The sequence below is a fragment of the Pigmentiphaga humi genome (genome assembly GCF_900606115.1).
Taxonomy (GTDB): domain Bacteria; phylum Pseudomonadota; class Gammaproteobacteria; order Burkholderiales; family Burkholderiaceae_B; genus Pigmentiphaga; species Pigmentiphaga humi.
The window spans coordinates 137,759-150,675 of the sequence record NZ_UWPJ01000023.1; the positions used below are offsets into that span (position 1 = coordinate 137,759).

A 12,917-nucleotide genomic window follows, 5' to 3' on the forward strand; every position below is an offset into this window, starting at 1 on the left:
ATATACAGTTTTCGCCACCGCATGTCACACGCTCCGGACCCCGTCGCCCGCGATCCCTGGGCCGAACTCAACCCCCAGCAACGCGAGGCCGTCGCTTACGGCGCGGCGCCGGACGCGGGGCCGTTGCTGGTCATCGCCGGCGCCGGGTCGGGCAAGACCAGCACCCTGGCGCATCGCGTCGCGCGCCTGATCGCCGACGGGGCGGATCCGAACCGCATCCTGCTGCTGACCTTCTCCCGCCGCGCCGCGGCCGAGATGGAGCGGCGCGTCGGACGGGTGCTGCAAGCCGTTCTCGGCATGCGGCCGGGCGGCGCGCAGCCGCCCGCGCTGCAATGGGCCGGCACCTTCCATGCCGTCGGCGCGCGGCTGCTGCGCGAATATGCGCCGCGCATCGGCCTGTCCGAATCGTTCACCATCCACGACCGCGGAGATGCCGAAGACCTGATGGGCCTGGCGCGCCACGAACTGGGGTATTCCGGCGCCAAGTCGCGCTTTCCGCTCAAGGGCACCTGCCTGTCGATCTATTCCCGCGCCGTCAATGCGCAGGAGCCGCTCGACCGGGTGCTGGCGCGCCACTTTCCCTGGTGCGCGCAATGGGAGGCGCAACTGAAGGCCCTGTTCGGCGCCTACGTGGCCGCCAAGCAGGACCAGCACGTGCTCGACTACGACGACCTCCTGCTGTATTGGGCGGAAATGATGAAGGAGCCCGCCGTCGCCGAGGAGGTGGGCGGGGTCTTCGAGCACGTGCTGGTCGACGAATACCAGGACACCAACCGCCTGCAGGCGGCGATCCTGCTGGCGATGAAGCCGGACGGCCGCGGCCTGACGGTGGTCGGCGACGATGCGCAATCCATTTATTCGTTTCGCGCGGCCACCGTCCGCAACATCCTCGATTTTCCCGGCCAGTTCGCCCGCCCCGCGCAGGTGGTGACGCTGGAGCGCAACTATCGCTCCACCCAGCCCATCCTGGATGCGTCCAACGCGGTCATTGCCGAATCTCCCGAGCGCTATGCCAAGCAATTGTGGACCGACCGGGCTTCATCGCAGAAGCCCGAACTGGTCTACGTCAGCGACGAATCCGGCCAGGCCCGCTGGGTGGCCGACCAGGTGCTGGCCCGGCGCGAGGCGGGCGTGCGGCTGATCTCGCAGGCGGCGCTGTTCCGCTCGGCCAGCCACAGCGCGGCGCTGGAGCTGGAACTGACTCGCCGCAACATTCCCTACGTCAAGTTCGGCGGCCTGAAATTCCTCGAGGCGGCGCACATCAAGGACGTGCTCTCGCTGCTGCGCTGGGCGCGCAATCCGCTGGGGCGCCTGGCGGGCTTTCGCGCGGTGCAGTTGCTGCCGGGGGTAGGGCCGGCCACGGCCGCGCGGGTGCTCGACGCCATGGCCGCCGCCGACCTGCCGCGCCAGGCGCTGCAAGCCTTCAAGCCGGGCGCCGCGGTTGCCGCGGACTGGCAGCCTTTCCTCGAGACGGTGCTGGCGCTGGGCGACCCGGCGCTGGCCTGGCCCGCCGACCTGGACCTGGCGCTGCGCTGGTATCTGCCGCAACTGCCGCGCCTGTACGACGATCCTGTCGTGCGGCAGGCCGACCTCGACCAGCTCGCGCGCATCGCCGGCACTTATGCTTCGCGGGAACAGTTCCTGACGGAATTGACGCTCGATCCGCCGGATGCCACCAGTGGGCAGTCGGGGGCGCCGCTGCTGGACGAAGACTACATGATCCTGTCCACCATCCATTCGGCAAAGGGACAGGAGTGGCGCGCGGTCTATGTGCTGAACGTGGTCGACGGCTGCATTCCGTCCGACATGAGCACCGGCGATGCCGATGAAATCGAGGAAGAGCGCAGGCTCTTGTACGTGGCAATGACGCGGGCGCGCGAGCGGCTGCAACTGGTGGTGCCGCAGCGATTCTACGTGCACCAGCAAAGCGGCCTGGGCGACCGCCACGTCTACGGCACGCGCAGCCGCTTCGTGCCCGATGCGCTGTTGCCGCTGTTCGAGGTGCTGCCCAAGTCGCGCGGCCAGGCGGCCGGCGCTGCGCCGGTGCGCGAGGGCAGCCGCATCGATATCGCCGGCCGGCTGCGCGGCGCCTGGTCCTGAGGGCGCCTGCCGGCAGCGCCCGGTTGCTTCAAGCGCGTCCGGCGCTGTCGGCAGGCTGGGCCAGCGTGAACTGGCTTGCAGCCGGAGCGGGAGCCCGGCGCGGCAGCTCGACTTCGAATATCGTCAGTCCGGGCGTCTCGCAATCGAGCCGCAACTGGCCCTGGTGGGTGTTGATCAGTTCGCGCGCGATGTAGAGCCCCAGGCCCAGCCCGCTGCCGTTGCTGCGCCGCAGCTTGCCCGCCTCGAAGGGCTGGAACAGGTGTGGCCGTACGTCGGAGGCGATCGTACCGGCGTTGACGACCCGGACGTGCAGGGCATGGGGACGGTTGCCGTCGATCTGGAGCCTGACCGGGTGCCCTGGCGTGCCGTGTTGCAGCGCATTGCCCAGCAGGTTCGAGAACACTTGCTGGAGGCGGTCGGGATCCCAGCTGCCGCGCGCATCGCCCACGACGTCCAGCGTCACCGTCCGCTTGTCGCCCAGCGGGTCGAGTTCGTCGATGATGGCCGAGCAAAGCGAAGACAGATCCACCGGCTCGCTGCTGATCGCCAGCGTGCCGGAGCGCATGTGCGCCAGGTCGAGCAATTGGTCCACCATGCGCGACATACGGTTGCCGCTATTGCGGATGCGCAGGGCCCAATCGTGCACCTGCCCCTCGCCGGCGGCGCGCACCAGCGCTTCGGACAGGTTGACCACGGCGGACAGCGGATTGCGCAGGTCGTGGCCCAGCACCGCCACGAACATTTCATTGGTGCGCAGCAATTGCGTGAGCTTGTCGAGCTGATCGGCCAATTGCAGGCGTTGGTTCTGCAGCTGCACGAAGACTTCGATCTTGCTGCGCAGGATGTGCGGATCGATGGGCTTGTAGAGGAAATCGACGGCGCCCGCCTCGTAGCCGCGGAAGGTTCGATGGCTGTTGCGGTCGGCCGCGGTCAGGAAAATGATGGGGACATGGCGGGTGCGCGGGCTGCCGCGCATGAACTCGGCCAATTCGAAACCGTCCATGCCGGGCATCTGCACATCGACCAGAGCCAGGGCGACGTCGTTTTCGAGCAGCAGTTCCAGCGCCTGGGCGCCCGAGTCGGCGCGCAGCAGCTCGACATCAGGGCGGCGTACCAGCGCTTCGAGGGCCACGATATTTTGTTCGAGGTCGTCGACCACGAGGATCTTGGTGGAGCGTGACATGGCAATCCTCAGTTTTTCTCCATCGTGCATGCGGCCAGCAGGGCAGCCATTTGTCGGATGTCCAGTACCGCATCGATATGTCCGGTCTGGATGGCGGAACGCGGCATGGCGTCGGCCGGAGCCGTGGAAGGATCCTGCGCCCATGCCGATCCCCCCGCCCGGCCGATGGCCCGCACGCCCGCCGAGCCGTCGCCATTGCTTCCGCTCAGAACTATACCCAGCAGCGCCGGACCGTACACCTCCGCAGCCGTTTCAAACAGTACATCTATCGACGGCCGCGAAAAATTGACCGGCTCTTCCTGAGTGAGCGCCCACGTGCGGCCGGGCTCTACCAGCAGGTGGTAATCGGGGGGAGCGAAGTATATATGACCGCCGAGTATGGGCTGTTTGTCGCTGGCCTCGAGGACGGGCAGGGCGCAGCGTTCGCCGAACAGTTCGGCCAGCATGCTGCGCTGCGAAGGGACGATGTGTTGGACGATGCAGACCGCCGGCACGAACCCCGCCGGCAACGCCGGCAGCAGTTCCCCCAAGGCCTCGATGCCCCCGGCCGAAGCGCCGATCGCGACCGCTTCGACAGCACGAATAGACAAGCACATATCCATATCAATCATTCATGGCGCTGTTGATGACCCGGGGCCCGGCGATAGCCGCTCGGGGTGGGGCCTTCAGCTCCTTTGATAGATTTTCTCGGCCGGCACGAAATCGTCGAAATGTTCGCTGGCCGAGGTGAAGCGCAGGTTCTCCTTGCTGCCCAGCCCGAGGAAGCCCCGCCGCACCAGCGCGTCGCGGAACAGGCCCAGGGCCCGGTCCTGCAAGCCATGGTTGAAGTAGATCAGCACGTTGCGGCACGACACCAGGTGGACTTCCGAAAAGACGCTGTCGGTGGCCAGGCTGTGGTTGGCGAACACGACTTGCGACTTGAAGCTGCGTGCGAACGAGGCGGCGTCGTAGGCGGCATGGTAATAGTCGGACAGCGACGCGGTGCCGCCCGCGGCCAGGTAGTTGCGGCTGAATTCGCTGATGCGCTCGGTCGGATAGATGGCCGCCTCGGCGGAGCGCAGCGCCTGCGGATTGATGTCGGTGGCGTAGAACAGCGTGCGCTCGCCCAGCCCTTCCTCGTGCATCATGATGGCCAGCGACCACAGTTCCTCGCCCGTGCTGCAGCCGGCCACCCAGATCTTGATGGACGGATAGGTGCGCAGCAGCGGCACCACGTGCTGACGCAGCGCCTTGAAATACCCCGGGTCGCGGAACATCTCGCTGACCTGGACCGTCAGGTATTGCATCAGCTGCGGGAACACCGCGGGGTCGTGCAGCAATCTGTCCTGCAGCTGCGACAGCGTATGGCAGTGGAATACCGGCAGCGCCTGCCGGATGCGTCGCGCCAGCGACGTGACGGAGTAGTCGCGAAAATCGTGCTGGTACTTGAGGTAGATCGCCTCCAGCAACAGCTTGAGCTCGATGTCGAAATCCGGGTTCTTGCTCATTTCAAGAGTCGCTATGCATGGCAAGAGCCTCGATTATTGCGGCAGCCAGACGCGGCACAGCGACAGCAATTTATCGACGTCCAGCGGCTTGGAGATGTAGTCGCTCGCGCCGGCGTCCAGGCAGCGCTGGCGATCGGCCGGCATGGCCTTGGCCGTGAGGGCGATGATGGGCAGCCGGGCATGCCGGTTCTGCGCCCGGATTTCGCGAATCGCCGTCAGGCCATCCATCTCCGGCATCATGATGTCCATCAGGACCAGGTCGATGGCGCTGCCCTCGCGCGCCAGCAGGTCCAGCGCTTCCCTGCCGTTGCGGGCGATCTCCAGTTGCGCGCCCAGCGGCTCGATCACCTGCGACAGCGCGAAGATGTTGCGGATGTCGTCTTCGGCCAGCAGGATGCGGCGTCCTTCGAAGGCGGAGTCGCGCTTGCGCGCCTCCTTGAGCATGCGCTGCTTTTCGGCGGGCAGTTCCGATTCCACGCTATGCAGGAACAGCGTGACTTCGTCCAGCAGCCGTTCGGGCGATTTAGCGCCCTTGATGATGATGGATTTCGAATAGCGCCGCAGGCGCTGTTCTTCGTCGGGCGTCAGCGAGCGTCCCGTGTAGACGATGACCGGAGGGAAGGCGTAGGGGCCGCCGCTGGCCATTTTCTCGAGCAGGTCGTAGCCCGAGCCGTCGGGCAGGGCCAGGTCCATGATCACGCAGTCGAAGCTGGTCGAACGCAATTGCTCCAGGGCGTCGGCCATGGTGCCGGCGCCGGTCTGCTCCAGGTCGGGGGAGTCGAGCAGCAGCTGGATGTTGCCGCGCAGCTCGGCATCGTCCTCGACGATCAGGATGCGCCGCATGCGCTGCTTGAGCCGGTTTTCCAGCGAGTGGATGGCATTTTCCAGATGCTCGCGCGCGCTGGGCTTGAGGGTGTAGCCGATCGCGCCCAGCTGCAGCGCGGTCTCGGTGTAATCGGTGGCGGAAATCACGTGCACCGGCAGGTGGCGGGTGGCGGGGTCCCGCTTCAGGCGCTCCAGGACGCTGAGGCCGGAGTCGTCCGGCAGGCCCACGTCGAGCAGGATGCCGCAGGGCTGGGCGGTGCGGGCCAGGCCCATGCCTTCGCCGGCGCTGGCTGCGATGATGCAGTCGAAATCGAGTTCGTGGGCCAGGTCGTAGAGGATGCGTGCGAACGCCAGGTCGTCTTCGATCACCAGGATCAGGCGTTCGGGACGGTGGCGCGCGTTGCGGTCGTCGGCGACGCGGCCGACCGGCGCCGGAGGCGCCGCGGCGGGCGTCGCGGCAGGCGCGCTGGCAATGGCCGGAGGCTCTGCGGCAAGAGCGGGCGCCGCAGCGCTGCCACGGGTGGGAGGCGTGGCAGTGTGCGGTACCGCCGGCTTGCCGCCTTCGGCCGGCTGGGAAGGCGCATGCAGCGCGACCGTCAGCGAGAAGGTGCTGCCGGTGCCTTCCTGGCTGGAGACGGTGATCTCGCCGCCCAGCAGATGGGCGAACTCGCGCGAGATCGACAGTCCCAGCCCGCTGCCGCCGTACTTGCGGCTGGTGGTGCCGTCGGCCTGCCGGAACGCTTCGAAAATGACGTCTTGCTGGGCGCTCGGAATGCCGATGCCGGTGTCCGTGACGTCGAAGCGGACCGCATTGTCGCCGGCGGGCGATACCTTCAGCGTGACGCGGCCGCGCTCGGTGAACTTGAACGCGTTGGCCAGCAGGTTCTTGAGGATCTGCTGCAGGCGCTGGTTGTCGGTCACCAGCAACTGCGGCGCATCGTCGGCGCGCTCGATGACGAACGCCAGGTGTTTTTGCGCCGCCACAGGCTCGAAGGCGCGCTGCAGGGCTTCCAGCAAGCTGGCCATGGCGACGGGCTCGGCCTGGATCTCGATGTGGCCAGCCTCGACCTTGGAAAGATCCAGGATGTCGTTGATCAGCACCAGCAGATCGGTGTTGGACGAGTGGATGGTTTGGGCGTAGCGGACCTGGTCATCGCTCAGGTTGCCGTCCTTGTTCTCGGACAGCAGCTTGGCCAGGATCAGCGAGCTGTTCAGCGGCGTGCGCAGCTCGTGCGACATATTGGCCAGGAACTCGGACTTGTACTGGTTGGCCCGCTCCAGCGCGCGCGCATTCTCGGCCAGCGCGCGCTGCGCCATGATCAGGTTCTGCTTCTGCTTTTCCAGGCTATCGGTATAGCTGTTGAGCTGGCTGTTGGTCTGTTCCAGCTCGGCCTGCTGCGTCTCCAGCCGCGATTGCGAGTCCATTAGCGCGCGGCTGCGTTCCTCGAGTTCCTCGTTCGATACGCGAAGCTCTTCCTGCTGCACCTGCAATTCCTCGCTCTGGCGGCGGGTTTCGGCCAGCAGTTCCTCCAGACGCATGCGGTATTGCGCCGAACGCAGGCCGGAGCCGATGGCTTCGGCGGCGGTTTGCAGCATCTCCTGCGCATCGTCGCTGCCGCCGTGGCTGTCGGTGAACGCCAGTTCGATGGCGCCCACCACCTTGCCTTCCGCCGTGACCGGTGCGGCAATGAGGCGCGCCGGGTCGGCCGCCCCCAGGGCCGAGCCGACCTGCAGATGGGCGACAGGCACGCCGTCCAGGACGAGCGCCTTGCGCTCCAGCACCGCCTGGCCGATCGCGCCTTCGCCCACCGGGATTTCGGCAGGCACGCCCGCCGTATCGGGCAACGCCCAGCCGGCCACGCGCCGCAGCCGTCCGCCGTCGAGCGAATACATCACGCCGGCCTGCGCACGCAGGTAATCGGCCACGGTCCGCAGCACCAGCGCCGCATATTCAGATTCGCTCTGCTCGCCCTGGACGGCCTTGGACAGCCGGACCTGACCGTCTTGGACCCAGGCGTTGCGCGCCAGGCTGGTGCTGGACTGGATATAGGCGGAGACGATGCCTGCCAAGCCGAGCAGGCAAAAGCCGGTTATCGCGCGGTTGAAGATCGCCATCGTGGCCATGTCGGGCGTGTTCGGCGAGGTGCCGTAGCCGATGATGATCAGGCCGCAGCAGGCCGCGGCGATCACATAGGGTGCGTAGCGGTCGCGCGAAAGCAGGCAGCTGATCACGGCGCCGAAATAGAACACCCATATGGCATAGCCGATGGGCAGGACCATATCCGTGGCGAAGACCACCAGGGCGACTACGCCTGCCAGCAGATAGGTCTGGAGGGAGTTCAGGTTGCGGGGCAGGGCCATATCCAGAAGGGAAACGATAGGGTCGGAAGGAATGCCGGCGTACCGGCCGGACGCAAAGCCCGGCGGCGTGCGGCCCGGGCGGGACGGAAGAGGCTCCCAAGCATAAACGGTCTGCCGGGACGGCGCAAAACGCCGATGCGAGGCAAACGCGGCGGTTGCGGCGGCGCTCCCCGCCATGCCGGGCGGCCCGGCATCGGGACTATCCCGAGCCTTGCTTGACGCAAAAATATTTTAGGTATGAAATAATATCCAAGGTCGCCAAGCGTCGCGCCGCGGCCGTCTCCGGTTCGTACAGCCGGTTCATACAGACTTTTCCGCGCAGCCCGCGGAGGTGCCATGAATATCGTCTGCATCGGCGGCGGTCCCGCCGGCCTGTATTTCGCGCTGTTGATGAAAAAGCGCGATCCGTCCTCGCGCATCGTCGTGATCGAGCGCAACCGGCCCTACGATACCTTCGGCTGGGGCGTGGTGTTCTCCGACCAGACATTGGGCAACCTGGTGCAGGCCGACGAGCCTACCGCGCGCAAGATCCTGCAGTCGTTCAATCACTGGGACGACATCGACGTCCATTTCAAGGGCCGCACCATTACGTCGGGCGGGCACGGCTTCTGCGGCATCGGGCGCAAGCGCCTCCTGAACATCCTGCAGGAGCGCTGCGAGGAGCTCGGCGTGGAGCTGGTGTTCGAGACCGAAGTGGACGACGACCAGGCCGTCGCCGCACGCTACGGCGCCGATCTCGTGGTGGCTTGCGACGGGCTCAACAGCAAGATCCGCACGCGCTACCAGTCCACGTACCGGCCCGACATCGAGACGCGCGATTGCCGCTTCGTCTGGCTGGGCACCAAGAAACTGTTTTCGGCTTTTACATTCGCTTTCGAAGAAACCGAGCACGGCTGGTTCCAGGCCCACGCCTACCAATACGACGGCGATACTTCCACCTTCATCATCGAGACCCCGGACAGTGTCTGGCAGCGCGCCGGACTCGACGAGATGAGCCAGGCGGACGCCATCGCTTTCTGCGAACGGCTGTTCGCCAAATACCTCGACGGACAGCCCCTGCTGAGCAATTCGCCGCACCTGCGCGGTTCGGCCAACTGGATCCGCTTTCCCCGCATCGTCTGCGGCAGCTGGGTCCACTGGAACGCCATCGAGGGCAAGCAGGTGCCGGTGGTGCTGATGGGCGATGCCGCGCATTCGGCGCATTTCTCCATCGGCTCGGGCACCAAGCTCGCGCTGGAAGATGCCATCGAGCTGGCGCGCTGCTTCGACAACGCGCCGCGCGACGACCTGGCGGCCGTGATGGCCGGCTACGAAGCGGTGCGCGCGATCGAGGTGCTGAAGATCCAGAGTTCGGCGCGCAACTCCATGGAGTGGTTCGAGAACGTCGATCGCTACGTCGGCATGGAGCCCGAGCAGTTCGCCTATTCCATGCTGACGCGCAGCCAGCGCCTGTCGCACGAGAACCTTCGCCTGCGCGATCCGGCCTATGTCGAGGGGTACGAGCGCTGGCTGGCGCAGCGCGCGGTGGCGGCCACCGGCCAGGACCTGCCCGCCGGGCAGCACGGCAAGCCGCTGCCGCCCATGCTGACGCCGCTGCGCGTGCGCGACCTGGTGCTGAAGAACCGCATCGTCATGTCGCCGATGGCGCAGTATTCGGCGGTGGGGGGCACGGTGGGCGATTTCCATATGGTGCATCTGGGCAGCCGCGCCATGGGCGGCGCGGCGATGGTGTTCGCCGAAATGACCTGCGTATCGGCCGATGCGCGCATTACGCCGGGATGCCCGGGCCTGTACCGGCCGGGGCACACCGATGCCTGGAAGCGCATCGTCGATTTCGTGCACCGGAACACCGATGCGCGGATCGCCATGCAACTGGGCCATGCCGGTCCCAAGGGCTCCACCCGCCTGGCCTGGGAAGGCACGGACCAGCCATTGGAATCCGGCAACTGGCCGCTGCTGGCCGCGTCGCCCACCCAGTATCTGGAGGGCATCTCTCAGGTGGCGAGCGAGGCCACGCGCGAGGACATGCGCCGGGTGCTGGGCGATTTCGTGCGCGCCACGGTCGAGACCGACAAGGCCGGCTTCGACTGGCTGGAGCTGCACTGCGCCCACGGCTACCTGCTGTCCACCTTCATCTCGCCGCTCACCAACCTGCGCACCGACGAATACGGCGGCAGCCTGGAGAACCGCTGCCGCTATCCGCTCGAGGTCTTCGCGGCGATGCGTGCGGTGTGGCCGGCGCACAAGCCCATGAGCGTGCGGATATCGGCGCACGACTGGGTCGAGGGCGGCATCAAGCCGGACGACGCGGTCGAGATCGGCCGGCTGTTCAAGCAGGCCGGCGCGGACATGATCGATTGTTCCTCCGGCCAGGTCAGCAAGCGCGAACAGCCCATCTATGGACGCATGTTCCAGACGCCGTTCGCCGACCGCGTCCGCAACGAGACCGGCATCGCGACCATCGCGGTAGGGGGGATCTTCGAAGCCGATCACGTCAACGGCATCATCGCCGCAGGCCGCGCCGACCTGTGCGCGCTGGCACGGCCGCACCTGGCCAATCCCGCATGGACGCTGCTGGAGTCGGCCAAGATAGGTTTCGACGCAGGCTGGCCCAGGCAATACTACGCAGGAAAGATGCAGCTTGAACGCAACCTCGAGCGCGAACGCCAGCTGGCCGCGGCCCAGCAAGGCCTGTCGGCGCGCGAGATCGCCGAACGCATGCTGATGGGGTAGGACATGGACAAGCTCGACGGTAGACATGCGCTGGTGACGGGCGGCGCGCGCGGCATCGGCCTGGCGGTGGCCCGGGAACTGCTGCGCCTGGGCGCTTGCGTCACCGTGGCGGGACGAGGCGAAGCCGCGCTCGACCAGACGGTAGAGGAATTGTCCGCGCTGGGAACGGCTCGCCGGGTGCGCATCGACGTCGCCGATCCCGAATCGGTGGAGCAGGGTGTCGCCGCGGCCGTCCAGGCGGGCGGGCGCATCGATATCCTGGTCAACAACGCCGGCCAGGCCGGATCCGCCTCGGTGGGGCGCACCGACGACGCGCTCTGGGCGCGCATGCTGGCGGTCAATTTGAGCGGCACTTTCTATTGCTCGCGCGCCGTGCTGCCCGGCATGCTCGAGGCGGGCTGGGGCCGCATCGTCAACGTCGCCAGCACGGCGGGGCTGATCGGCTATACCTATACTGCGGCCTACTGCGCGTCCAAGCACGGCGTGGTCGGGCTGACGCGGGCCATGGCGCTGGAAGTCGCCACCAAGGGCATTACCGTCAATGCGGTGTGCCCGGGGTTTACCGAAACCGACCTCGGCCGCGAGGCCATCGCCAACATTTCCGCCCGCACCGGCCGCAGCGAGGCCGACGCCAAGGCGGCGCTGGCGGCCTTCAACCCGCAGAAGCGGCTGGTGCAGCCCGAGGAAGTGGCGCATGCCGTCGGCTGGCTGTGCCTGCCGATTTCGTCCGCGATGAACGGCCAGTCCGTCGCCGTCGCGGGTGGTGAAACTACCTGACAGAAAGGATGAGCGATGGCACGGAAGTCCGTCGAAGAGGCGAGCGGGGGCGGCATCGGGCCCGTGCCGGTTCTGGACCTGGAGGCGCGGCTGACCGAGGATCACCACCAGTCGCTGGTGCTGTGGCTGCGCATGCTGTCGTGCACCACGCGCATCGAGAGCGAGATCCGTTCGCGCCTGCGCAGCCAGTTCGACATCACCTTGCCGCGCTTCGACCTGATGGCCCAGCTCGAACGCCATCCCGAAGGGCTGCGCATGGGCGAATTGTCGCAGCGCATGATGGTGACGGGCGGCAACGTGACCGGGATCACCGATCAGCTCGAACAGGAAAGGCTGGTTCTGCGCGAGCCGTCGCCGGAAGACCGGCGCTCTTTCGTCGTCAAGCTCACGCCCGCCGGCCGCAAGGCCTTCGTCAAGATGGCGGCAGTGCACGAGCAGTGGATCGTCGAACTGTTCTCCGGCCTGCCGGCCGAGTCGAAAGACGCGCTCATGGAACTGCTTTCTCTGCTGAAAATGAGGCTCCCCCCTACGCGCTGACGTGCGTCCCCCTGGGGCGTGCAACGGCAAGCGTGGAGGCTTTTTAATAGGTGAACGGAATGCGCTACGTACATGGTGAGCGGCAGATGCTGCACGGTGGTGAGCAGGCGATGGCGGGGTATCGTCCCCGGCATTTTTCGCTGGAGGTCCGCGGCGCGGTGGCCGTGGTGACGCTGGACCGGCCCGAGCGCAAGAACCCGCTGACTTTCGATTCCTATGCCGAGCTGCGCGATTTCTTCCGGTCGCTGGCCTATGCGGAGGACATCCATACGGTGGTCATCCAGGGCGCCGGCGGCAATTTCTGCTCGGGCGGCGACGTGCACGACATCATCGGCCCGCTGACGCGGCTCGACATGCCGTCGCTGCTGGCTTTCACGCGCATGACCGGCGACCTGGTCAAGGCCATGCGCGCGTGCCCGCAGCCCATCATCGCGGCGGTGGACGGGGTGTGCGCGGGCGCCGGCGCGATCCTGGCGATGGCTTCCGACATGCGGCTGGGAACGGCGCGCAGCAAGACCGCCTTCCTGTTCGCGCGGGTCGGCCTGGCCGGCTGCGACATGGGCGCCTGCGCGGTGCTGCCTCGTTTGATCGGCCAGGGCCGGGCGTCGGAGTTGCTGTACAGCGGACGCTCGATGGGCGGCGAGGAGGGCGAGCGCTGGGGCTTTTTCAATCGCCTGTGCGAACCCGAGGCCCTGCAGGACGACGCCTGCGCGCTGGCGTCCAGCCTGGCGCAGGGACCGATGTTCGCGCACGCGATGACCAAGCGCATGCTGCAGCAGGAATGGAACATGGCGATCGAACAGGCCATCGAGTCCGAGGCGCAGGCCCAGGCCATCTGCATGGCCACCAACGACTTCCATCGCGCCTACCACGCGTTCGTGGCCAAGCAGCGGCCCACTTTCGAAGGGAACTGA

At 66.8% G+C, this 12,917-nt stretch carries 9 protein-coding genes; 5 read left to right on the forward strand and 4 right to left on the reverse strand.

Features of this window, described 5'->3' with window-relative positions; all coding sequences use genetic code 11:
- Nucleotides 1-21 precede the first annotated feature (21 nt).
- Nucleotides 22-2,100, forward strand: a complete 2,079-nt coding sequence (locus PIGHUM_RS14485) for an ATP-dependent helicase (RefSeq protein WP_124080275.1) — start codon at nucleotides 22-24, stop codon at nucleotides 2,098-2,100.
- Nucleotides 2,101-2,128: 28 nt separating this feature from the next.
- Here the strand turns inward: PIGHUM_RS14485 and PIGHUM_RS14490 are convergent, their stop codons facing one another.
- The 4 genes from PIGHUM_RS14490 to PIGHUM_RS14505 form a co-directional block, all read right to left on the reverse strand.
- Complete coding sequence (locus PIGHUM_RS14490; protein ID WP_124080276.1) at nucleotides 2,129-3,283, reverse strand: hybrid sensor histidine kinase/response regulator; 1,155 nt, start codon at nucleotides 3,281-3,283, stop codon at nucleotides 2,129-2,131.
- 8 nt (nucleotides 3,284-3,291) lie between these two features.
- The gene (locus PIGHUM_RS14495) at nucleotides 3,292-3,879 is read right to left on the reverse strand and encodes a chemotaxis protein CheB (RefSeq protein WP_246013212.1); all 588 of its coding nucleotides are present in this window, start codon (nucleotides 3,877-3,879) and stop codon (nucleotides 3,292-3,294) included.
- Between the two features lie 69 nt (nucleotides 3,880-3,948).
- Nucleotides 3,949-4,770, reverse strand: coding sequence for a CheR family methyltransferase (locus tag PIGHUM_RS14500; protein ID WP_124080278.1), 822 nt, complete (start codon nucleotides 4,768-4,770; stop codon nucleotides 3,949-3,951).
- A gap of 33 nt (nucleotides 4,771-4,803) precedes the next feature.
- On the reverse strand, nucleotides 4,804-7,956 hold the full coding sequence (locus PIGHUM_RS14505; RefSeq protein WP_124080279.1) for a response regulator: 3,153 nt from the start codon (nucleotides 7,954-7,956) through the stop codon (nucleotides 4,804-4,806).
- A gap of 336 nt (nucleotides 7,957-8,292) precedes the next feature.
- On the opposite strand from PIGHUM_RS14505, the gene PIGHUM_RS14510 reads away from it, so the two are divergent.
- From PIGHUM_RS14510 to PIGHUM_RS14525, 4 genes are read left to right on the forward strand one after another with little or no spacing between them, the layout of a single operon-like run.
- Nucleotides 8,293-10,689 carry a bifunctional salicylyl-CoA 5-hydroxylase/oxidoreductase gene (locus PIGHUM_RS14510; RefSeq protein WP_124080280.1) on the forward strand — a complete coding sequence of 799 codons (2,397 nt, stop codon included), beginning with the start codon at nucleotides 8,293-8,295 and terminating at the stop codon, nucleotides 10,687-10,689.
- A 3-nt stretch (nucleotides 10,690-10,692) separates the two neighbouring features.
- Entirely contained in the window at nucleotides 10,693-11,466 is a 774-nt protein-coding gene (locus tag PIGHUM_RS14515; RefSeq protein ID WP_124080281.1) for an SDR family NAD(P)-dependent oxidoreductase, read from the forward strand.
- Between the two features lie 15 nt (nucleotides 11,467-11,481).
- Nucleotides 11,482-12,003, forward strand: coding sequence for a MarR family winged helix-turn-helix transcriptional regulator (locus PIGHUM_RS14520; protein ID WP_124080282.1), 522 nt, complete (start codon nucleotides 11,482-11,484; stop codon nucleotides 12,001-12,003).
- 59 nt (nucleotides 12,004-12,062) lie between these two features.
- Nucleotides 12,063-12,917 carry an enoyl-CoA hydratase family protein gene (locus tag PIGHUM_RS14525; RefSeq protein ID WP_124080283.1) on the forward strand — a complete coding sequence of 285 codons (855 nt, stop codon included), beginning with the start codon at nucleotides 12,063-12,065 and terminating at the stop codon, nucleotides 12,915-12,917.